The organism is Sphingomonas paeninsulae (assembly GCF_003660165.1).
GTDB classification, from domain to species: domain Bacteria; phylum Pseudomonadota; class Alphaproteobacteria; order Sphingomonadales; family Sphingomonadaceae; genus Sphingomonas_O; species Sphingomonas_O paeninsulae.
The window spans coordinates 538,588-560,450 of record NZ_CP032829.1 but is presented as its reverse complement, the minus strand read 5'-3'; the positions used below and the strand labels follow the sequence as shown (position 1 = coordinate 560,450).

The 21,863-nt window shown below is 58.4% G+C and carries 19 protein-coding genes and 3 pseudogenes; 9 read left to right on the top strand and 13 right to left on the bottom strand.

Going from position 1 to position 21,863, the window contains the following annotated elements; genetic code table 11:
• The first annotated feature begins 330 nt into the window (after nt 1-330).
• The gene (locus D3Y57_RS08065; RefSeq protein WP_162987051.1) at nt 331-1,530 is read left to right on the top strand and encodes an acyltransferase family protein; all 1,200 of its coding nucleotides are present in this window, start codon (nt 331-333) and stop codon (nt 1,528-1,530) included.
• On the opposite strand, the pseudogene D3Y57_RS08060 reads toward D3Y57_RS08065, so the two are convergent.
• The 3 genes and pseudogenes from D3Y57_RS08060 to D3Y57_RS08050 all read right to left on the bottom strand — a co-directional run bounded on the left by D3Y57_RS08060 (nt 1,444) and on the right by D3Y57_RS08050 (nt 3,779).
• A pseudogene (locus D3Y57_RS08060) lies at nt 1,444-2,006 on the bottom strand (helix-turn-helix domain-containing protein). The gene D3Y57_RS08065 and the pseudogene D3Y57_RS08060 overlap by 87 nt on opposite strands.
• 74 nt (nt 2,007-2,080) lie before the next feature.
• The gene (locus D3Y57_RS08055) at nt 2,081-2,713 is read right to left on the bottom strand and encodes a PilZ domain-containing protein (RefSeq protein WP_121152561.1); all 633 of its coding nucleotides are present in this window, start codon (nt 2,711-2,713) and stop codon (nt 2,081-2,083) included.
• Between the two features lie 214 nt (nt 2,714-2,927).
• Nucleotides 2,928-3,779, bottom strand: coding sequence for an ATP-grasp fold amidoligase family protein (locus D3Y57_RS08050; RefSeq protein ID WP_121152560.1), 852 nt, complete (start codon nt 3,777-3,779; stop codon nt 2,928-2,930).
• A gap of 454 nt (nt 3,780-4,233) precedes the next feature.
• Here D3Y57_RS08050 and D3Y57_RS21600 point away from each other — a divergent pair.
• The 5 genes and pseudogenes from D3Y57_RS21600 to D3Y57_RS08025 form a co-directional block, all read left to right on the top strand.
• Nucleotides 4,234-4,795: pseudogene (locus D3Y57_RS21600) on the top strand (non-contractile tail sheath protein); the annotation flags it as partial.
• A gap of 168 nt (nt 4,796-4,963) precedes the next feature.
• A complete protein-coding gene (locus tag D3Y57_RS08035; RefSeq protein ID WP_162987049.1) occupies nt 4,964-5,866 on the top strand; it encodes a hypothetical protein in 903 nt (300 codons plus the stop codon).
• A complete protein-coding gene (locus tag D3Y57_RS21595) occupies nt 5,751-6,047 on the top strand; it encodes a phage tail protein (RefSeq protein ID WP_430739029.1) in 297 nt (98 codons plus the stop codon). Before D3Y57_RS08035 ends, D3Y57_RS21595 begins: the two co-directional genes overlap by 116 nt.
• 208 nt (nt 6,048-6,255) lie before the next feature.
• Nucleotides 6,256-7,317 carry an OmpA family protein gene (locus D3Y57_RS08030; protein ID WP_121152556.1) on the top strand — a complete coding sequence of 354 codons (1,062 nt, stop codon included), beginning with the start codon at nt 6,256-6,258 and terminating at the stop codon, nt 7,315-7,317.
• A gap of 161 nt (nt 7,318-7,478) precedes the next feature.
• Entirely contained in the window at nt 7,479-8,792 is a 1,314-nt protein-coding gene (locus D3Y57_RS08025; RefSeq protein ID WP_121152555.1) for a UDP-glucose dehydrogenase family protein, read from the top strand.
• A gap of 12 nt (nt 8,793-8,804) precedes the next feature.
• On the opposite strand, the pseudogene D3Y57_RS08020 reads toward D3Y57_RS08025, so the two are convergent.
• Nucleotides 8,805-9,793: pseudogene (locus D3Y57_RS08020) on the bottom strand (GDP-mannose 4,6-dehydratase).
• Nucleotides 9,794-9,921: 128 nt separating this feature from the next.
• On the opposite strand from D3Y57_RS08020, the gene D3Y57_RS08015 reads away from it, so the two are divergent.
• Complete coding sequence (locus D3Y57_RS08015; RefSeq protein ID WP_121152554.1) at nt 9,922-10,449, top strand: superoxide dismutase family protein; 528 nt, start codon at nt 9,922-9,924, stop codon at nt 10,447-10,449.
• On the opposite strand, the gene D3Y57_RS08010 is transcribed toward D3Y57_RS08015, so the two are convergent.
• A complete protein-coding gene (locus D3Y57_RS08010) occupies nt 10,446-11,993 on the bottom strand; it encodes an MFS transporter (RefSeq protein WP_121152553.1) in 1,548 nt (515 codons plus the stop codon). The genes D3Y57_RS08015 and D3Y57_RS08010 overlap by 4 nt on opposite strands.
• 204 nt (nt 11,994-12,197) lie before the next feature.
• Between D3Y57_RS08010 and D3Y57_RS08005 the strand changes: the two genes are divergently transcribed.
• A complete protein-coding gene (locus D3Y57_RS08005) occupies nt 12,198-12,941 on the top strand; it encodes a Bax inhibitor-1/YccA family protein (protein WP_121155612.1) in 744 nt (247 codons plus the stop codon).
• A gap of 57 nt (nt 12,942-12,998) precedes the next feature.
• Here D3Y57_RS08005 and D3Y57_RS08000 read toward each other — a convergent pair whose 3' ends face one another.
• The 5 genes from D3Y57_RS08000 to D3Y57_RS07980 all read right to left on the bottom strand — a co-directional run bounded on the left by D3Y57_RS08000 (nt 12,999) and on the right by D3Y57_RS07980 (nt 17,761).
• Nucleotides 12,999-13,619, bottom strand: a complete 621-nt coding sequence (locus D3Y57_RS08000; protein ID WP_121152552.1) for a glutathione S-transferase family protein — start codon at nt 13,617-13,619, stop codon at nt 12,999-13,001.
• A gap of 49 nt (nt 13,620-13,668) precedes the next feature.
• Nucleotides 13,669-14,583, bottom strand: a complete 915-nt coding sequence (locus tag D3Y57_RS07995) for a dienelactone hydrolase family protein (RefSeq protein WP_121152551.1) — start codon at nt 14,581-14,583, stop codon at nt 13,669-13,671.
• 100 nt (nt 14,584-14,683) lie between these two features.
• The gene (locus tag D3Y57_RS07990) at nt 14,684-14,995 is read right to left on the bottom strand and encodes a hypothetical protein (RefSeq protein ID WP_162987048.1); all 312 of its coding nucleotides are present in this window, start codon (nt 14,993-14,995) and stop codon (nt 14,684-14,686) included.
• Between the two features lie 141 nt (nt 14,996-15,136).
• The gene (gene clpA, locus D3Y57_RS07985; RefSeq protein WP_121152549.1) at nt 15,137-17,452 is read right to left on the bottom strand and encodes an ATP-dependent Clp protease ATP-binding subunit ClpA; all 2,316 of its coding nucleotides are present in this window, start codon (nt 17,450-17,452) and stop codon (nt 15,137-15,139) included.
• Between the two features lie 108 nt (nt 17,453-17,560).
• A complete protein-coding gene (locus D3Y57_RS07980) occupies nt 17,561-17,761 on the bottom strand; it encodes a DUF1192 domain-containing protein (protein ID WP_121152548.1) in 201 nt (66 codons plus the stop codon).
• A 170-nt stretch (nt 17,762-17,931) separates the two neighbouring features.
• Here D3Y57_RS07980 and D3Y57_RS07975 point away from each other — a divergent pair, with 170 nt between their 5' ends.
• On the top strand, nt 17,932-18,924 hold the full coding sequence (locus D3Y57_RS07975) for an NAD(P)H-quinone oxidoreductase (RefSeq protein WP_121155610.1): 993 nt from the start codon (nt 17,932-17,934) through the stop codon (nt 18,922-18,924).
• 33 nt (nt 18,925-18,957) lie between these two features.
• Here D3Y57_RS07975 and D3Y57_RS07970 read toward each other — a convergent pair whose 3' ends face one another.
• The 3 genes from D3Y57_RS07970 to D3Y57_RS07960 form a co-directional block, all read right to left on the bottom strand.
• On the bottom strand, nt 18,958-19,374 hold the full coding sequence (locus D3Y57_RS07970; protein WP_121152547.1) for an RES family NAD+ phosphorylase: 417 nt from the start codon (nt 19,372-19,374) through the stop codon (nt 18,958-18,960).
• 4 nt (nt 19,375-19,378) lie between these two features.
• Entirely contained in the window at nt 19,379-19,786 is a 408-nt protein-coding gene (locus tag D3Y57_RS07965; protein WP_121152546.1) for an antitoxin Xre/MbcA/ParS toxin-binding domain-containing protein, read from the bottom strand.
• Between the two features lie 172 nt (nt 19,787-19,958).
• Nucleotides 19,959-21,818 (bottom strand): ABC-F family ATP-binding cassette domain-containing protein, encoded by a 1,860-nt coding sequence (locus tag D3Y57_RS07960; RefSeq protein ID WP_121152545.1) that lies wholly within the window; start codon nt 21,816-21,818, stop codon nt 19,959-19,961.
• Nucleotides 21,819-21,863: the final 45 nt, after the last annotated feature.

Here is a 21,863-nt window from a genome sequence, read left to right as displayed (position 1 = left end):
CAAATGGATACTGCGACACCGGGTACGATGTTCAGGTGGAACTGCACGTTTCGAGATAAATTTAGCGCCGCGAAAACCAACATGCCCGATTTGCCATTTTTTGTTATTGGGCGAGGTTAGTTGTGAGAGACGAACAATCGGTTAAATTGCTATAAAGATTTTCGTTGCGATATCGGAACAATATGACGATATCCGGCGCGAACGGCTGAGTTGGTTTGGATGCCGGGCTCGCATCGGCTGCTCTCAAATTTAGCTTACCCTCGATAAGGTTTGTGAATGATCGATTGGGTGAGCGGGGCGGCGGCCTTTGCGTTTCTTCTGACGATAGCGGTGCTGGCGCTTGTGATTCGCATTTTGCCTTTGCCGTCTGATGCCATGGTGAAGGGTAGCGCGGCCAAAATTCACACGCTCGACGGATTGCGCGGCGTCGTTGCATTAGGGGTGGTCGTTCACCACGCGATAATGACTTATCTTGAGCAGGCGCGTGGGCGGACTGGCGCTCCGGAGAGTCATTTTCAAAACCAGCTTGGCTCGACCGGGGTCGCCATATTTTTCATGATTTCAGCTTATCTATTCTGCGGCGCGCTTATCAGGAATGATGGCCGTTTGGATCTGGTGAAGTTCGTTGAAAGTCGTTTGTGGCGGATTATTCCGCTGTATTCCGTTCTGGTTTGCCTGACAGTTTTTTGCGCATTTTACCTGACGGATTTTACCCTGCTCGTCTCGCCGCAAAAAATTGTGACGTCTATTGTGCGATTGGGTCTTTTCTCTTTCGTCGAGATTTACCCGGTAAATACCGCCAACATTTTACACTTTTTTGGGCAGGTGTGGACGCTCCGCTTTGAATGGATGCTTTACGCGTTGTTGCCGATTTTAGGCTATTTCATGCGGATCGCTCGATCCCCATGGCCGCTTTTTTTCGGGCTGTTTGTGTGCTCGGTATATAATCCGCTGTTCAGCTTTTTTGTGGTGGGTGCTGCGGCATGGGTGCTCGTCGGCTGCGATAGCCCGCGCGGAAAAACTTTGTGGCAGATTTTGGGTCTGGCCGGGTTTCTGATTGTGCTGTTTGGCTATCATGACAGTCGCGCATGGCCGCAGGCAATTCTGCTCACTCCCTTTTTCATCGCCGTATTGCAGGGCCGTCGATGGTTCGCGTTGCTCGGGATGCGGCCGTTGCGGTTGCTGGGCGATATTAGTTTCAGCCTGTATTTGCTGCATCCATTCTCATTGTGGATTGTCAGCCATATGATTGTCGGTGTCGGTCGCTATCCCGCTATGGGCATGGTCGAGCTGATCGGGGTCATAATGCTCAGTGCAGTTCTTTCGATCGGCGTCGGGGTCATAGGTTTCAAGGTGATCGAGCAACCACTGATGGGACAGCGTCCATTATCGAACTGGCTCGACGCGCGTAAAACGAAAAGAACGCGAGATTTGGATGGTCGTTCAGATTGGGCGGATGAGTTTGACCGCGACGGCGGCCCAGGCGGGATCGCTGATGACTTGCTGGCGACTGCCACTGCCAAAGGGTAAAATCTGGACGCGATCGCCGTCGCGGCCGATCATGCGCCCGAAGACGAAGCGTCCGGCGGGGCGGGGGATCAGGACGTCGCGATTGAGCAGGGCGGCAAACCCGTCGGGCGCAATCCGTTCGCACCATATGACATCGCCGCTCCGGTATTCGCCGACGCTGCCGTCCACGGTGATTGCAACCATGCCGGGCGTTGGTGAAGGGGGGCGACGACGGTGTTGTGTCGGGGGGCATTGACGCCGGCGAAGCCGAGGGTTGCGGCGACGGGCAAGTCGGGTTGGGTCGGGAGGTCGACGAGGTCGCCGCCAGTGACGCCGAGTGCTGCCGCGATCCGGTTCAGCCAGCCAACCGATACGGTGCGCGTTCCGGTTTCGAGACGGCCTATTGTTTGCGCGGTGGTCGGTGGCGAGCATTTGTTCGCGACGTCGAGTAAGGTAAGTCCCTGAGCGCGACGGACTTCACGAATACGTGTGATCATGGTGGCACCCTGATTAACCATTCAGGATTCCGGTGTCGTACAAATCGGATTTGAAGGCAAGGGTTTGCCGACGGTTACGCCTTGTTTTGCCCGATCGTCGCAAGCGTGAGGTCGCGAACCCAAGTGGTAAGATCCCAGATGGACAGCGATTTTAGAAAAGCCAGGCCGACAATGCCGTCCTTTGTCCAGCGCACGAACGAAGGCATCGCGCCGAGACCATCAACCCACAAACGAACTTCGCAGCCGGTTGCCAGCGATCGGGTGCAAAAGATGCGGGTGCCGGTTTGAGAGACATTGTCGATGGCGACGGGCAAAAAATCGTCACCGATTTGAAGCCGACCAGTGGCTTCGACGTTGACGCGGGGAGCGCGGCGGCGGTGGCCGCGATCGAGTTCGGAGCGCAGGACTTCGGAAAGGGCGATGTTGAGTGAAAAGGCGATGCCGACGTGTTCGCCGCGCACCCAGACGATGCGACCGACGATCCGTTCTTCGAGCCGCAAATCGAGATAAATCTGGTCGCCCACCTGCAAGGGCTGGAAAACCTGCGCCATCGCGCCGCTGCTCGATATATTCCTGACGAGGCAAAGGTTTTCGCGGTTTGCGTGCGTTATCTTGCCGGCGCGAAAGATCGTCATGTGCCGTTCTGAATCACGCCGATCGTCTTTGATATCGGGTGGGATCGAGAGAGGGACGGGCTTTGCGGCCATTGAGCATCCTGACTAACTGGGTTCGGCCTAACGCGGTCCCTGAACTTTGATTATCCGACGATGATGTAAAAGCGGTTTAAGAATATAATGCAAAATGAACCTATAAGTTGTGGTGCGGTAATAAGTCCGAAAAGGCCAAAATCCGACCACGAGGTTCGTGTTATTACAGAGGTTGTGTACTATTCTTTACAGTAACGGAGTGATCGATTTTCAATTAAGGCGATAACGAAGCCTTCGCGTTCAGCCAGTGAAAACCCATCTCTTGATCGAGCGAAATAGGGTTGAAAGGATCGAGACCGGAACCGGGGTAAAAGGTCATTTCCCCGAACAAGGGATGTCCATCGATTTCATACAGATCGACCCTTGCAAACTCCAGGCCGCAGCCGAGTTCTTCGGCCGCGGCAATCATGCGTGTCAGGGTGTCGGGGCGAGCAGGGTCGGGGTCTGTGGTAATAGCAGATCGACGGCGCCAGGAACGATCCATAATGATCCAGCGATGTCGCGCACCACGATCCAGATGAATCTGGATATATTCGACGCGACCATCGAAGACATAAAATTTATAGTCGATGGGGAGGCCGGGGCCGGTGCCGACGAATGGTTCGACAATTATGCCGCGAGGAATGCGACTGTAGAGCCACTCATCGAGCCAAAATCCATAGTCGGCGCGCATCCAGCGACGGCTGCGCGCGGTCAGGGCATTCCAGTCCGTTGTCCGCCAATCGCGGACGAAGCTGATCTGATTGCAACCGTGCCGTGACTTTACGACGAATGGAAGCGGCCAGTCGGGGCGCTCGGGCAGGGTGGTGCCGTGCCACAATGTCGGAATAATCCATTCACTTCCTATGCGATCGGCGACGACGGCCTTTGCCCGCACCTTGTCCGCGAGAAGCGGCAAGCGAGCATCGCGGTCGTGGAGTTTGCGGTGCTGCACGAGTTCGGTGAAGGTCTGCGGCGTGATGAAGTCGGGCAGGCGGCGATGGCGCCACAAATATGTGAGCCCGATACGGACAGGGGCAAATTTGCGCGCGCCGGTAGTTTCAACAACGGGGAGCGCGATTTCCATTCACCGTGAAAGCGCAGGGAGCGGGATTGTTCCGGTTGCGAACAGCTATCAGCAGTTGATAATAACCAAATAGGCACTTTTTGCTTGACATTTACGGGTTGCATCGGTACAAAACGTGAACAAGGCAGAGAGGTGGCTCGTTCGGATCGAGCCAGCGCTGCTGAATATTCAAATTGTCGAGGAGGGGCGCGCGATGACGGACGGAAAGACTGCGATCGCGACTGATGGGGCCAAGGCAAAAAGGGTCCGGGCGAAAAAACCGGCATTAAGAACTGTGGTGAAACCGAGGGAGCGATGGACCGCGCGCAAGCAGGAGATGTTCGTGACCAGCCTTGCGGTGACCGGCAATGTTTCGTTGAGCCTTGTCGAGGCGGGAATGTCGCAGACGGGCCTGTATAAATTACGCAAGCGGTCGCCGGCATTTTGCACGGCATGGGATGCGGCGCTCGATCTGGGATATGCGCCGCCTTCGGTGGTGCTGTCCCCGTCGAATGCGGGCGCGATGGCGTATCTTAAGGCGGTCGCGCGGGCGTTTGTCGGCATTGCGGTGGCAGCGGGGCAGGTTCCGCGTTTTCAGATCGGTGAGCCGTGGTGGTGGACCCTGCCGGGTGGGCGGATCTGCCTTTACGACGCGGCGGCTGTGGCGGCGTTCAATCTGGTGGCGATTGCCGATGTCGCGGAGTTTTGAGCCTGGCGCAGAAGGCGACGCTGGATGCGGCGGGGCGGTGTTGGCGGCTTCGACGGCGGCTTTGTTTGCGGCTGTACGCGCAGATCATCCGGCGACCGAGCGGTTGATGCTGGTGTTCCTGCCGACGGTATTGGACCCGCCGGAAGCTGTGCGGGCGAATGTGCCGGTGGGATGGGCGTCGCCTGCGTTCGATGTGTTGCAGGTCGAGGATTACGACTGGGTAACAGCGGGCAATACCGGGGCAAGTGCGCGGGGGTTGGCAACGGTCAATGCGCGGCTGGGCTATCCACAGGGGAAGCAGCATTATTTGAGCGGGTTGCTGTGGCGGAGGCGGGTGACGTTCTGTTGTTCGAGGCGGGACCGGCGCAGTTTCATCTTGGGGTGATGACGGGGCGGGGCTTTGTCCATGCGTGTGCGCTGTTGCGGCGCGTGGTGGAGACGCCGGGGATACCGGTTTGGTCGATGATCGGTGCTTGGCGAAAAAGGGACAACTGACATGGCGACATTGCTGTTGACGGCAGTCGGGACCGCTATCGGCGGACCGATTGGCGGCGCTATCGGGGCGATACTGGGGCAGGCAGCGGATCAGCGGATCTTTGCGCCAAAGGGTAGGCAGGGGCCGAGGCTGGGCGATTTGTCGGTGCAGACTTCGAGCTACGGTTCGCCGATCCCGCGCGTGTTCGGGACGGTGCGGGCGGCGGGGACGGTGATCTGGTCGACCGATCTGATCGAGACGCGGGGGAGCCAGTCGAACGGCAAGGGCAAGCCGAAGACGACGACGTTCAACTATGCGGCGTCGTTTGCGGTGGCGCTGTCGGCGCGGGCGGTGATGCGCGTGGGGCGGATCTGGGCGGATGGCAATCTGCTGCGCGGGGCGGGGGGCGATTTCAAGACTGCGACGGGGTTTCGGTTGTTGCTGGGTGGGGAGGATCAGGCGGTCGATCCGCTGATCGCTTCGGCAGAGGGGCTGGGGGTTACGCCCGCTTACCGGGGGTGCGCGGTGGCTGTGTTCGAGGATTTTCAGCTTGCCGATTATGGCAACCGGATACCGACGCTGAGTTTCGAGATTGTTGCCGATGAGGGAGCGATTGGGGTCGGCTCTATATTGGGTGCGCTTAGTGGTGGGGCAGTCGTCGGGGAAACGGCGGCGCTGATGCAGGGGCTGGCGGTTCAGGGCGACAGTGTGCGGGGAGTTGCGGAAACGCTGGCGGCGGCGCTGCCGGTTTCGCTGGTGGATATGGGGGGGGCGGCTGATGCTTTCCGACGGGAACGGCACTGTTCGGGTGCTGGACGTGGAACAGTTCCGAGCGACGGCAGGGTTCAAGCCGGAGCCGCGCATCGTCGAGAACCGCCGGGCGGCGGCGACTATCCCCGAGGTTTTAAGTGTCGCCTATTATGAGGTCGGTCGTGATTATCAGGCTGGCATTCAGAGAGCACGCAGGGAAGGTGGGTCGCGGCGTGAAGACCGGATAGATTGCAGGTCAGCAGGTGGTGGGTGCCCGACGCCCCGCGGTTGCGGCACCGACTGGAGCGGTGATCGTCGATTTACAGGCACGCGCTGCGGTGGTTGCCATGCTTGAGACGCTGGCAAGTCATGGCCTGATTTTCTGAAGACATAATTTTATGGAACCAATTGATCCAATACTCGTTGCTGCCTCGACTAGAGAGTAGCGGCTCCCTATTGTGTCAAATTAGCCACACTCGGCTAATTTGAATACTTGCGTGGAAACCGTGCTTTGGCTAGTGCGTTAAAGCTGTCTCAAGTGACAAACATGAAAAGGGATTTATATGCGGAAGCTGGCTATACTCGCCGTGCTCGCCTCAACCGCCATGGCAACACCCGCGCTCGCGCGTAATGATGCATGGTACATCGGCGCCGAGGGTGGCGGGATGCTTGTTGAGAAGGCTGACTACAGGATCGACAACGTCCTCGCTCAGTCGAAGCAGAAGGTCGGCTTCGATGTCGACGGCATCATCGGTTACGACTTTGGACCTTTCCGTTTGGAAGGTGAAGTTGGCTACAAGCAGGCTATCCTGAAGAGCATCTCGACTCAGGGTGTCAATGACTCGTTCGGCCGTACTTCGGTACTTAGCTTCATGGTCAACGGTCTGCTCGACTTCGGCAGCGACGATGGCCTTAGCGGGTTCGTCGGCGGCGGTGCCGGTGTTGGTCGTGTCAAGCTTGGTAACTACGGTATCCGTACGCAGGGTACTCTGACTGACGATTCAGATACTGGCTTTGCTTATCAGGCAATTGCTGGCGTCCGTTATCCCGTCACGACGAACGTTGACGTTGGTTTGAAGTATCGCTTCTTCAACGAAAACCGCGTCGATCTGATCAACACCGACGGTGTCAGCCAGCGGACTCGGTTCCGTTCGCACAGCTTGCTCGCAAGCTTGATCTATAACTTCGGTGAACCAGCGGCTCCACCACCGCCACCGCCACCGCCACCACCGGCTCCTGAGCCTGCTCCACCGCCGCCACCAGTGGCTGCTGTGTGCACGCCTGGGCCGTACATCGTGTTCTTCGAATGGAACAAGTCGGACATCACAGCTGAAGCCGCGTCGATCCTCGACAACGCCGTAACCGCTTATGGCGATTGCGGTCAGGCTCAGGTCATGCTGGCTGGTTACACCGACACGTCGGGTACACCGAAGTACAACCTCGGCCTCTCGCAGCGTCGTGCCGATGCTGTCAGTGCCTATGTCAGCTCGAAGGGCGTTCCTGCCGGTGTCATCACCAGCAAGGCGTTCGGCGAAACCAACCTGCGCGTTCAGACCGCAGACGGTGTTCGCGAACTGCAGAACCGTCGCGTGGAAATCACGTACGGTCCGGGTTCGGGCAACTAATACTTTCAATTCCTTCACAGGATTTGAATTGGGAAAGAGCCGGCCGAAAGGTCGGCTCTTTTTCGTTGTAGCCAAAACGGCGTGCACGGCTTGGCGAACGCCGGATAATCGGCGACAGAGACAACCCGGCTTTCAATGCGCAATCATCAAGTGAGCATGTAATGAAGATAGCGATGATCGGTGCGGGCTATGTCGGATTGGTGTCCGGTGCCTGTTTCGCAGATTTTGGGCATTCGGTCATTTGCGTCGACCTCGATCAATCAAAGATCGACGCGCTGCATGTTGGAAAAATGCCAATCTTTGAACCTGGACTGGCTGAACTGGTCCGGGTCAATGTTGCCGCCAGCCGACTCAGTTTCACGACTGATCTGGCCAGTGCGGCCTCCGATGCAGACGCGATCTTTATCGCGGTCGGAACCCCATCGCGTCGTGGCGACGGTCATGCCGACCTGACTTATGTGTTTCAGGCTGCTCGTGACATTGCAGCTGCCGTTACCAAGCCGACTGTCGTGGTTACCAAATCCACGGTGCCGGTCGGTACGGGTGACGAGGTCGAACGTATTCTTAGGGAGGTCGCGCCCGACATCGACCTTACTGTAGTCTCCAACCCGGAGTTTTTGCGCGAAGGTGCGGCGATCAATGATTTCAAACGGCCCGATCGTATCGTGATTGGGGCCGATGATGAGCGGGCACGTGGCGTAATGCGTGATATATATCGCCCACTGTATCTTAATCAGTCGCCGTTGTTGTTTACGAGCAGGCGCACGGCCGAACTCACCAAATATGCAGCGAACGCGTTTCTTGCGACCAAAATCACCTTTATCAACGAGATGGCCGATCTTTGCGAAGCGGTGGGCGCGGACGTCAAGGATGTTGCGCGGGGGATAGGACTGGACAATCGCATTGGGTCGAAGTTTCTCCACGCTGGACCGGGCTATGGCGGGTCATGCTTTCCCAAAGATACGCTGGCGCTGCTGAAGACTGCCGAGGACTTTGAAACGCCGATGCGCATTGTCGAGGCGACGGTTCAGGTAAACGACGGTCGCAAACGCGCGATGGGGCGCAAGATAATCACAGCGATGGGCGGCGATGTTCGCGGCAAGACGGTTGGTTTGCTTGGGCTTACGTTTAAGCCGAATACCGACGACATGCGTGATGCCCCTTCACTGGCGATTGTTCAAGCGTTGCTCGATGCCGGTGCGACCGTCCGCGCGTTCGATCCAGAGGGGATGGACGTTGCGCGGACGATGATGCCGGATGTCGTCTATTGCGACGGGCCATATGCCGTTGCGGAGGGCGCGAGCGCGATCGCGATCGTCACTGAATGGAATGAGTTTCGGGCGCTCGATCTGGCGCGGCTTACCGGCTTGATGGTCGAAAAGCGCATCGTCGATTTGCGCAATCTCTACGATGCCGACGATATGGCTAAGCTCGGTATTGAGTATGAATGCGTCGGACGACCCGCACCCCGTTGAACGACAAGCGCTTTAAATTCCCCGGTAATTTCGGAACCACGACACGAAGGCCGGAATGCCGGTTTCGATCGTTGTGGTCGGCGCATAACCCAGATCGTCGCTGATCGCGTCGATGTTGGCGAAAGTTTCGTGAACGTCGCCGTCCTGCATGGGTTTGTATTCGATCACGGCTTTTCGATCACAAGCGGTTTCGATCAGCCGGATCATTGTCATCAGATCCTCCGACCGGTTATTGCCGATGTTGTAAATCCGATGCGGCGCGACGCTGCCACCGGGTTTGATCGCGCCATCGTCGAGAGGCGGGTTGTCGATACAGGCGGCGATACCGGCGACAATATCAGCGATATTCGTGAAATCACGACGCATCGCACCATTGTTAAAGACGGGGATCGGCACGCCCCGCAGAATTTTGTCGGTGAACATCCACATCGCCATGTCGGGGCGACCCCATGGCCCGTAAACCGTGAAAAACCGCAATCCAGTCAGCGGCAGGCGATAGAGATGGGCGTATGTTTCGCTCATTAATTCGTCGGCCTTTTTCGTCGCGGCATAAAGCGACAGCGGCCGGTCCACCCGGTCTTCGACGCGGAATGGCAGTTGGGTGTTCCCCCATAGACCGACGACGAAGAGGCATAGACCATCGGGATGGCGCGCGTCCGGGCGAGTTCGAGAATTTCCAGATGACCAACAAGGTTCGACTGAACATAGGCGCGCGGATTGTCGATCGAGTAACGGACCCCCGCCTGAGCGCCGAGATGTACGATCGTGTCGAAATGCTGCCCGGCCATTGCCGTATCGAGTGCTACACGGTCGGCGAAATCTACCTGCGCGAATGTGAAATTTTGTGACGTCAGGGAAGCCAAACGGTCGCGCTTTAGCTGCGGGTCATAGTAATCGTTAAGATTGTCGATCCCAAAAACCATATCCCCGCGTGCGAGCAGGATTTGCGTCAGCGCGTGTCCGATAAATCCAGCCCCACCGGTAATCAGAATACGCGTCATCAGAAATGTCCCTGCCGCCCTCTAGCATTGCGATGTAGCCATATGGCGAAGCGGGGCGTTTTGCCAGAAGCGCTTGGCGGGATGTATCCGCCGTGCAATGCTGAATGTAGTAATTGGGGAGACGAAAGATGGCGAAATCGACGGCATTATTAGCAGGGCTTGCGGTCACGGCGTTGTTGAGTGGCTGCATGGCGCAAATGAAACCGCGCGGAACGGCTAATGTCGTCGCGAGTGCGCAACTCCGCGATGCGGGCGGCGCAACGCACGGCACAGCGCGGATCGAACGGGTTGGCGGCGCGACCCGGGTGATCGTAGAGGGCAGCGCGCTGCCGCCGGGCGACCATGGTTTGCATATTCATACGATTGGTCTTTGCGAAGGCCCTGCATTTGCCAGCGCCGGGCCGCACTGGAACCCCGATATGAAAATGCACGGACGCGACAATCCAATGGGCGCACATCGTGGCGATCTGCCGAATTTGCAGATTGGGACAGATGGCACAGGTACGGTATCTTTCGATCTGCCGGGTGATGCGAGCGCCTTGCTGGATGCGGATGGCGCGTCGATCGTCGTTCATGCAGCACCGGATGATTATAAGACCGATCCCAGCGGGAACAGCGGTGGGCGGATCGCGTGCGGGGTCTTTACTGCACGCTAGATGACCTCTCCGGCGGCGCGGGCGCGGGCGATTACGCTTGCCTCCGCCGCCGGGACGCTGCGCCATGCAAGGATCAATAGCAGCGTCGAAAACGGCGCAACGACAAGCAGTGACAAGATCCCGGTGCGTAAGCTGCCTGTCACCGTGGAGACGAACCCTGCCATATACGGCCCGAGCGCGAGACCGATTAAAGTCGTAGCGATGAAGAATGTCGCAGTGGCTGTGCCGCGCATACGGGGAAGGACGAGATCCTGCACCGTTGCGGCAGTTGCACCGAGTGCGCTCGATCCCAGCATCTGCAGGAAAAACGCAAGGATGTAGAACAAGGTGACGTTGGGTGTCGTGAACGCGATGATCAATGGTATCACCGGGGCCACCGCTCCGACCATAATGACCGGAATGCGTCCCCAGGGCTTTTTCTCTTTCCACGCATCGGCAATGCGGCCGCCCGACACGATGCCGATAAAGCCGCCCGCCGCCGCGCCGCCGCCGAGTAGCAGGCCTATGGTTGTCTTGCTCTGATGGAGGACGGACTCAGCATAAGGGGCTGCGAAGACGCTGATGCCGTACGATACGAAGGCAATCAGCCCATAGCCAAGAGCGACATAGATGAAGGCGGGTGTGCCCCAGATCAGCCTGAAGGCAGGCGGGTCACGATCGCGCAGGGCGTTGCCCCACGAAAACACGGCATAGGCTCCTCCGCCGACCGCAATCCATTGTGCGGGCGTGTGTGTAACCGCAATCAAAGCGTAAACGACCGCTGAAATTGCGGTGAGTACGATCAGGTTGAAGGCGAACGCGCGCGGGCCTCTTCGTGCCGCGCCAATCAACGTTAGTGGCGGAACGATAGTCACCAGTTCGCCCAGAAAATCACGGAATGGGTGAGGGGGGAGGACGGTGGCGATACCATCCGCCGACCCGCGCAAAGGCTCCCTCAACGTCGCGATCCAGATGGCGATGACCAGTCCGGGCAGGCCGACCGCAAGGAATGCCGCTTGCCAACCGACGATGCCCCATGAGCCATTCGGAAATGCCTGATTCCAATGTTCGGCAACGGCGCCGCCGAGAAATAGCGACAGCCCTCCACCGATGAATATTCCCGATGAATATATTGCCAATGCGGTCGCGCGGCGTTCTTTCGGGAAATAGTCGGACAGCAGCGAATAGGCGCATGGCGAAGCAGTTGCCTCTCCGACGCCGACTCCGATCCGGGCCAGAGTGAGTTGTGTCCCGCTGCGCGCCAACCCCGAAAAGGCAGTCATGGCCGACCAGAGCGCGAGGCCAATGGTCATGAGTTTCACCCGGCTCCAGCCATCCGCGAGCCTGCCCAACGGAATGCCGAACAAGGAATAAAATACGCCGAACGCAGTCCCGAACAGAAATCCAATGTCGGCGTCGGTCAGGTGAAGGTCGCGCTTCACGTCATTCGCCAGAATACTGAGAATTTGCCGGTCGACGAAATTCAGAACGTAAACAATCGTCAGTACGAACAGGACATAGTTAGCGTAACGCCTGTTCGAAGTTACGCTTTTTTTTCTCTCCATTTCCAAATGTTAGCATACGGATAACTGGCGTCCAGCCATGTTGCTGCGAGGCAGAGGTTTGTTACATTTTGTTGCTAACGGACTTTTTCGCTGCTTCTTACGCTGCATTTCGGCGGATTTTTTGTGTTTCGCTTGAAAGAGAAGCCGTTTCATCCGATATTGATGAGGTTCGGCGATGGTCGCCGGGTGAAGGAGTATATTTCGATGGCCAATTGGTCTGACCCCCGTTCGACAGCAGGCGCGGCCGCATCACTGGCTGGCACACGCGACACCGCAGTCGATGCGGGTCTGCGGTCCTATATGCTGTCCGTTTATAATTACATGGCGTCCGGCGTCATGTTGACCGGCATCGTCGCGATGCTGTTCGCCAACAGCCCATATATGAGCGTTCTGTTCAATCAGGTTGGAAAACCGACCGGTCTTGGCTGGATCGTCATGCTGGCACCGCTGGGCCTCGTTATGGTGCTTAGCTTTGGCATTGCCAAGATGCAGGAATCGACCGCGAAGGGCTTGTTCTGGGGCTATGCTGCCTTGATGGGCCTGTCGTTGTCGACGATCTTTGTTGTCTATACCGGTGCGTCGATCGCGACGACGTTCTTCTCGACCGCAGCCGCTTTCGCCGGGCTTAGCCTTTATGGCTATACGACGAAGCGCGATCTGTCGGCATTCGGCACGTTCCTGATCATGGGCGTAGTCGGTTTGATCGTGGCAAGCGTAATCAACATGTTCGTTCAGTCGAGCGGTTTGCAGTTGGTTATCAGCTTTGTCGGCGTGCTGCTGTTTGCCGGTCTGACGGCCTATGACACGCAGAAAATCAAGTCGATGTACTATCACGTTCAGGGTTCGGATATGATGGGCAAGACAGTCATCATGGGCGCGCTGACGCTCTATCTCGACTTCATCAACATGTTCATGTTCCTGCTGCGCTTCATGGGCGACCGTCGCTAACACCGACGTTTCAGTAACAAAGATGAGAGGCCCGGCGGAGCAATCCGCCGGGCTTTTTCATGCCTGTTTTGGCATCAGGGCTTCGTCGATTTTCTTGGCCTTCAGATAGGCTGGCCGGTCCTTCAACCCATCCCAATACGTCTCGAACGCAGGCCGTTTGTCGATCGAGCCGAATGCGAGGCCCCAGCCGACCTGCGAGCCGACATAGACATCCGCAGCGCTGAAACGGTCGCCAGCGATGTAGCGCTTGCCAGTCACCGCCGCTTCAAGACCGTCCATTGCGGCATCGAAGCTGCCATAGCCCGCCATCATCGACTTGCCGGGAGCCAGTTCGACCCCCAGTGATTTATTGGTGATAGCCGCTTCGACAGGCCCGGCAGCAAAAAATAGCCAGCGATAATAATCGGCACGATCGGCAGGGGCTGGCGCTAACCCAGCATCAGGAAACGCATCTGCCAGATAGGCACAGATTGCTGCCACTTCGGTAATGACGGTGTCACCGTGTTTGATGGCCGGAACCTTGCCCATCGGGTTGATCGCCAGATATTCAGGTGCCTTCATTGTTGTGCCGTAATCGAGCACGACCTGTTCATAAGGTTGCCCGACCTCCTCGAGCATCCAACGCGCAATCTGACCGCGCGACATGGGGTTTGTGTAGAACGTAAGAGGTGCAGTCATGGCAGTTCTCCTTTTCGATTTTCGAACATAACAAGAACAAATGCCGATGTCAGCCTCCGAGTTTGGCTTCGAAAAACCCGAGCGTCCGTTCCCAGGAAAGATCGGCGGCGCCCTTGTTATAACGGTCCGCCGAAGTGTCGTTGTTGAAAGCGTGGTTGACGCCAGGATAGGTGAACGCCTGAACATCAACCTTCGCTGCCTTGAGTGCGGAAATCCACGCCGGAGCGCCTGCGTTTACCCTGTCGTCCAGCCCCGCATAATGAAGCAGCATAGCTGCCTTTACGCTGGCGGCGCGGGTGGGATCGGGGGTCGGCCCATAATAGGCGACGCCTGCGCGCAGCATGTCCCCGGCACCGATGGCAACCCGATTGACCATCGCACCGCCCCAGCAAAAGCCGACCGCGCCGACTTTTCCTGTCGATTGCGCGATGTGGCCAAGCCAATGCACGGTCGCAACGGCATCGGCGACTGTCGCTGCCAGATCGAGCTTACCAATCATATCGCGCGCCTTGTCCTCGTCGGTCGGTGTTCCTCCTGCGACACTCAAAAAATCGGGAGCGACAGCGAGATAGCCGGCAAGCGCAATGCGACGAGTAATGTCTCTAATATGATCGTTCAGCCCCCGATTTTCATGGATGACCATTACGGCAGGGCGCTTCACAACAGGTCCGGCGGGGCGTGCGGTATAGCCAGTCAGTTTGCGACCGTTTGCCGCCGGCCAATCAATGGATTGCGCCTTGATCCTCTTGTCATCGGCCGGAAGGATCGCGGCAGCGGCGGAGTTGGCACCGATCCCGGCAAGCAATGCCTGTGCCGCAGTTGCGCTGCCCACCAGCAATGACAATTCACGCATGAACGCTCGGCGGTCCCGCTGTCCCGATTGCGCAGCGTGAGTAAACGCGTCGTAGAGCGCGATCGCGCGCTGACGGAGATCAGGATTCGAGCTGAAATCGGCGTCGGTCATGGGTAGCTATCCTCTCAGGGCGCTTTTGCGACCCTGACAGAGATTATAGCCAAATCAGGAATTTGCGACCGGTTTTACCGCGGCCAAGGCTTAGACAAACTCAATAACCCTGACGATAGCGTCCGTTGCCATATTGCTCGTTCGCAAAAGACAGGCCCAGTGTGGCATTGTCACCCAGCGGCACGATCGCGGTGCCGTACACTGACCGGTATCCGCCTGTGCCAATGGCAACACCCATCTCACCGTGGATCGCCTTGTCCTGACCCGGCTCAAGCCCCAGCGCAGCAGCACGAGCGTTACGGGCGGCTCCTGCCTCTTTTGCAGCTTCGGCCTGTTCCGGCGTCAGCGTTACGGTGTCAGCCATCGCGGCGACAGGCGCAGAGATAAGCATAAGGGCGAGAAGCATCTTCATCGGGCGATTATGCGCGCACCGGGCTTTCTCGTCCATGAACAAATGCGATGAGAGCTATTTCCAAAGTGTGCATTGATCCGGCGGTGCTACCCAACCCGTGAAGGAAGGTCACACCGCCGGGATCAGATAATGCCACGCAGCTTAAACCGGCGCGCCGATCTTTGCCTTGCCACCCTTGCGCCCCTTTTTCGGAGCCGCAGGAGTGACCTCGAACGCCAGCGCATCGTCCTTCAGATGCACGAGCACTTCGCCGCCGTGGATCAGCTTGCCGAATAGCAACTCTTCGGCGAGCGGCTGTTTGATCTTTTCCTGAATCAAACGACCCATCGGCCTTGCACCGTATAGCTTGTCATAGCCCTTGGTCGTCAGCCACTTCTTCGCATCATCATCCAGACTGATATGCACTTCGCGGTCGGCGAGCTGCATTTCGAGCTGGAGGATGAACTTGTCGACCACGCGGGCAACAACCTCAGTTGGCAGATAACCGAACGGCACAATTGCATCGAGGCGGTTGCGGAATTCGGGGGTGAACATCTTCTTCACCGCCTCTTCGTCCTCACCTTCGCGCGTCATGGCCCCGAACCCGACCGCTTCACGCGCCATGTCGCTGGCACCTGCATTGGTCGTCATGATCAGGATCGTGTTGCGGAAATCGACCGACTTGCCGTGCTGATCGGTCAGGCGTCCGTGATCCATGACCTGCAACAATATGTTGAACAGATCGGGATGCGCCTTTTCGATTTCATCGAGCAACAACACGCTATGCGGTTGCTGGTCGATGGCATCGGTCAGCAGGCCGCCCTGATCGAACCCGACATAACCCGGAGGCGCACCGATCAATCGGCTGACGCTGTGACGCTCCATATATTCCGACATATCGAAGCGTTGCAGCGGAATGCCCATGATCGACGCCAACTGCCGCGCGACTTCCGTCTTGCCGACGCCAGTAGGGCCGGTGAACAGATAGTTGCCAATTGGCTTGTCGGGATCGCGCAGGCCAGCGCGGCTGAGCTTAATCGCCGAAGCCAGTTTCTCGATTGCGGCATTCTGGCCGAACACCACTCGCTTCAGATCGGTTTCCAGCGACGCCAGCGACTTGGTGTCGTCACTCGATACCGATTTGGGCGGGATGCGCGCCATCGTTGCAATAACGGCCTCTATCTCCTTGGAGGTAATGACTTTCTTGCGCTTGGCTGGCACGACCAACATCTGCATCGCGCCGACTTCATCGATCACGTCGATCGCCTTATCGGGCAATTTCCGGTCGTTGATGTACCGCGCGCTCAACTCTACCGCTGACTTGATGGCGTCGGGGGTGTAGCGGACTTTGTGATGATCTTCGAAAGCGGACCGCAGACCGGCGAGAATTTTGATCGTATCTTCGATGGTCGGTTCGTTGACGTCGATCTTCTGGAACCGGCGCAGCAGGGCGCGGTCCTTCTCGAAGTGGTTACGGAACTCCTTGTAAGTCGTTGATCCGATGCAACGAATGGTTCCGCCCGACAGCGCAGGCTTCAGCAAATTCGATGCATCCATCGCGCCACCTGAAGTCGCGCCCGCACCGATCACCGTGTGGATCTCATCGATGAACAGGATGGCATCTGGCAGTTTCTCAAGCTCGTTGACGACAGCCTTCAGCCGCTCCTCAAAGTCACCGCGATACCGCGTGCCCGCCAGCAACGAACCCATGTCGAGCGAGTAGATTACCGCAGGCAGCAGCACGTCGGGCACCTGTCCCTCGACGATCTTGCGCGCCAGACCTTCTGCGATCGCGGTCTTTCCAACGCCCGGATCACCCACATAAAGCGGGTTGTTCTTCGACCGACGGCACAGGATCTGAATCGTGCGGTCAACTTCTGGCCCACGCCCAATCAAAGGGTCGACCTTTCCGGCCTTCGCTTTCTCGTTCAGGTCGACGCAGAACTGCTTGAGGGCGGATTCACCCTTTTGCTTGGTTTCGCCCTTGGCTGGTTTGTCTTCGTCGGCACCTTTCACTTCGCGCGCCTCCGTTGCTCCGGTGCCTTTACCGACCCCGTGACTGATATAACTGACGGCATCCAGCCGGCTCATGTCCTGCTGTTGCAGGAAATAGACGGCATAGCTCTCCCGCTCACTGAACAGCGCGACGAGCACGTTGCCGCCCGTCACTTCGTCGCGACCGGAGGACTGTACGTGCAGGATCGCGCGCTGAACCACGCGCTGGAAGCCGCTTGTCGGTGACGGGTCGGTCTGTCCCTCGACGCGTAAAGCTTCGAGTTCGGTATCGAGGTAATGGGTAACGACGTTTTTCAGTTCTGCCGTATCGACACCGCAGGCGACCATCACGGCGTTGCCATGTTCGTCGTCGATCAGCGCGAGGAGGAGATGCTCCAGCGTCGCATATTCGTGACGACGTCCGGCCGCCGCTGCGAGCGCATTGTGGAGCGTGGTTTCAAGTTCACGGGCGAATGAAGGCATAGTGTAGGTCCTTTGGGGAGGCCGGCAGAAGCGGCATCCAGTCCCGTTCTATGTCGGGTGTCCGGAGCGGTTCATCAAGAACGTCAAAAAATGTCGCTGTTTGAATCATCATCTTTTGAATAACTCGTCGGCGATCGAAAGGTGCCGTGTCGCGTGATCCAGCTTCGCGCGCGTCCGGACGATTTCACCCTCGAGCGTCGCAATGCGCGCATGAAGCTCCGCGACCGACAACGGATCAAGGTCCGCCCTGACCGCAAGGGCCAGCGGGTCGCCAGCGCGAGGAGGCGGCGAGATGTCGTCCGTGTCCATATCCGTGAAAGTCGCTGGAGAAATGCCCGCTGTCAACAAACTGTAGGAGAGTTGCGACAAAGCGATGCTTTGCTTGTCGAAGCACCCATCATATTATAGCGCAGGTGGGGACGGCAAAGCCTTGTCCGAAAACCATAAATGCGGAGACGTGGGTGACTATTCCCGAAACGATGCGCGCAATCGACCCGACAGACGCAGGTGGCCCCGAAGTATTGATGCTGGTCGAACGTCCCGTTCCGACGCCGGGAGAGGGGGAGGTCCTGATCCGCGTTGCCGCCGCAGGGGTGAACCGTCCCGATGTTCTGCAACGACAGGGCAAATATCCGCCACCGCCGGGAGCTCCCTCGATCCTCGGGCTGGAGATTGCAGGGACCGTCGTTGCGCTGGGCAAGGGCGTGGACGACGTTCACCTCGGTCAGCCGCTGTGCGCATTGGTCGCAGGCGGAGGCTATGCCGAATATTGCGTCGCCCCCATCGGTCAGTGTTTGCCAGTCCCGCCCGCACTGACGATGACCGAAGCCGCTGCGCTCCCCGAGACGCTGTTCACCGTGTGGACCAACTTGTTTGAGCGCGCCTATGCGGTGGAGGGCGATACCGTCCTGATCCACGGTGGCACCAGCGGCATCGGCACAATGGCGATCACGCTGGGCAAGCTGTTCGGCCTGACGGTGATCGTAACCTGTGGTACACCAGAAAAATGCGCACGAGCGTTGGAGATCGGGGCCGATCATGCCATCAATTACAAGGCGTCCGATTTCGTCGCAGAGGTGGCGCTGATCACAGGCGGACAGGGGGTCAACGCCGTTCTCGATATGGTCGGTGGGGACTATTTGCCGCGCAATCTGAAGTGCCTTGCCGAAGACGGTCGCCACGTTTCTATCGCGGTTCTGGGCGGCCCAAAAGCGGAAATCTTCATTCCTCAGATCATGGCCCGCCGCCTGACTTTGACCGGATCGACGCTGCGGGCGCGCAGCGTGGCGTTTAAGGCGCTGGTCGCCGACGAATTGGTGCGCACAGTGTGGCCGCACGCCGAGGCAGGGCGGCTGCAGCCGGTGATCGACCGGGTGTTTCTGCTGAGTGACGCGGCCGGTGCCCATGCGCTGATGGATTCAGGGGCGCATGTGGGGAAGATCGTGCTGAAGGTGGGCGACGCTATCGAATGAAGATACGCAAAGATCTGGACGAGGCGTTCTCGCTCAGCGAAACAGTCGCTCATCCCACGGCCAGCGACTGGCATCGGCGACCACGATCCCTGTCGCATCTGAATGGCGCGGGTTGATCAGCCAGTTATACGCATGGGGCGCGACGAAAGATGGCACTTTCGCCAGCGCGCTGTCGCCGGACGCCGCCCAGTTCGTGCCCCATGATACCGATTGTGCGGGATCGCCCGAAAACGCACTGGTATTCAGGGCATCGGGAACCTCGATCCGCAACAACTGATAGTCGCGCGGGATGTGCGGAGCCTCGAGATGAACGAGCACCTCCAGAATGGCCAGCGCGCTAGATTCGGCGGTGTAGACGATCTCGGTTCCGACACGGTGCCAACGCCCACCGATCCGCAAACCGCCGCGTCCGTCGATCGTCAAATGGTCAGAGATGCGCCATAATATCAACGGCCTATGCGAAGAAGCTGTGCTTCGCCTGCAACAACCGTTCCTCGATCACCGCCGCGCCGGTCGCCGAATTCATCAGGTCCAGCGGGTTATCATTGTCCAGAAACTTCTTCGGTGTCCGCAGCCACTCCATCGCGATGGCGCGCTCGCCAAACACCTGTCCCGCAAGGTCGAGAATAAGCACGAACTGCGCGAGCCGATCGCTTTCCTCGCGCGTCAGGGACTGGCGCTCTTTCAGCCGCCGGTCGAGCGTCCGTCGGGGCGCAATCACGCGCGACAAATCGGTAATCGTAATGGCTGGATCGGCCAGCAAATCGCGCAGCGCCTTGTTTGGCAATCCCTTTGCCACGACGCGCGCTCGCGGCAGCCGGTCGGCGGCAAGAAAGTTCGAGAGGGAAAACGCCGTCGCCATCTGGCCAATATAATCCGGCCAGATGGCCGAATCAAGGCTGAGCGAAATGAAACCGCATCCCTGAGCTTGTCGAAGGGTTGCCCTGCTTTTTGGCTTGCGAACAGAAGGACACCCCTTCGACAGGCTCAGGGATGCGGGTATTTTGGAGATCCCTGGCGCTTAAGTCGTAGCCCTAAGCCACGACCTCCAGTCCTTCGCTCGCCTGCACCCACTTCGCTTCTGCTGCATCAAGCCGCTCGGCCACATTTGCGCGCAGCTTCATCAGGTCGGTCATCGACAGTTTGGCGTGCTGTGGCTCGGCCGTCGCGGGATCGAACATCGCGCGTTCGACCGCACTGCGTTCGGCGGTCAGCTTGGCCATTTCGCCTTCAGCCACCTTCACGGCATTGCGCAATTGCTGGTCGCGTTCGCGCGCCGCTGCGGCTGCCTTCCGGTCGCCCTTTTTATCGACCTTGGCTGCCTTCGGCTGGTTCTTGCCGAGGATCATGTCGACATAATCATCGAGGCTGCCGTTATATTCGGTCGCCGTCCCGTTATCGACCAGCACCAGCCGATCAGCCGTCAGTTCCAGCATATGCCGGTCGTGGCTGACGAGAATAACTGCGCCCTCATAATCGTTCAGCGCCTGCACCAAAGCTTCTCGCGCATCGACATCAAGATGGTTCGTCGGCTCATCGAGGATCAGCATATGTGGCGCATCCCGCGTGATGAGAGCCAGCGCCAGCCGCGCCTTCTCACCACCCGAAAGCTTGCCGACCAAAGTCGTTGCTTTCGCACCCGAAAACCCGAAACGGCCCAATTGCCCGCGCACAGCAGCAGGCGTTGCGCCCTTCATCTGGCGTGTCATATGTTCCAGCGGCGTATCCGTGCCGTCCAACTCTTCGACCTGATACTGGGTGAAATAGCCCACGCGCATCTTGCCGCTCGCGTTGACCGTGCCCTCCATCGGGGCAAGCTGCGCTGCGAGCAGCCGGGCCATCGTCGTCTTACCGTTACCGTTGCGGCCTAGCAGCGCGAGTCGATCATCCGGGTCGATCCGCAGGTTCAACCGCTGAAGGATCGGCTTACCCTCGGTATAACCGACTGCCGCCATGTCCAGAGTAACCAGTGGCGGCTTTAGTTCGTTCGGGCTTGGAAATTCGAATGCCAGCGTCGGATCGCTCGCCATTTCGGCAATCGGCTGCATCCGTGCCAATGCCTTCATCCGCGACTGTGCCTGCTTGGCGGTCGAGGCACGGGCGCTGTTCTTGGCGATATAGTCCTGCAACTTGTTACGCTGGTTTTCCTGCGCGGCACGGACGGAGGCAAGCTGCGCCATCCGTTCGGCCCGCTGCCGTTCGAACGCATCGTAACCGCCGACGTAGAGCGTGCACTTGCCGCCCTCCAGATGGAGGATGTGATCGACGACATTGTTCAACAGATCGCGTTCGTGACTGATGACAACCATTGTCGCGCGATAGGATTTCAGGAACGATTCCAGCCACAATGTCGCTTCGAGATCCAAATGGTTCGAAGGCTCATCGAGCAGCAGCAGGTCGGGTTCGGAAAACAGCAATGCCGCCAATGCAACGCGCATTTTCCAGCCGCCCGAATAGCTGTCGAGCGGACGATGCTGCATTTCCTCGTCGAAGCCCAGACCGACCAGAATCCGCGACGCACGGGCGGGGGCCGCGTGTGCGTCGATTGCCATCAGGCGCTCATGGATTTCACCGATTCGATGGTGATCCTCGGTATGTTCTTCTTCGTTCAATAGCGCGGCACGTTCCAGATCGGCGGCCAGCACCGTCTCGAATGGCGTGCTGTTACCCGATGGAGCTTCCTGCGCGAGATAGCCCATCTTGGTCGCGCGGGGCATCTCCACGGCACCGTCGTCGGGGTCGTGCTGGCCAGTGATCGCCTTCATCAGCGTTGTCTTGCCAGCGCCGTTACGCCCGATCAGGCCAACGCGAGCGCCCGTCGGCAGCGAAGCCGTGGCGCGATCCAATATCGTGCGTCCGCCAAGACGCACCGTGATACCATTAAGGTTGAGCATGGGCGGCCCTGTAGCAGAAGTTTGGAAATGTTGCGAGTGCGAAGA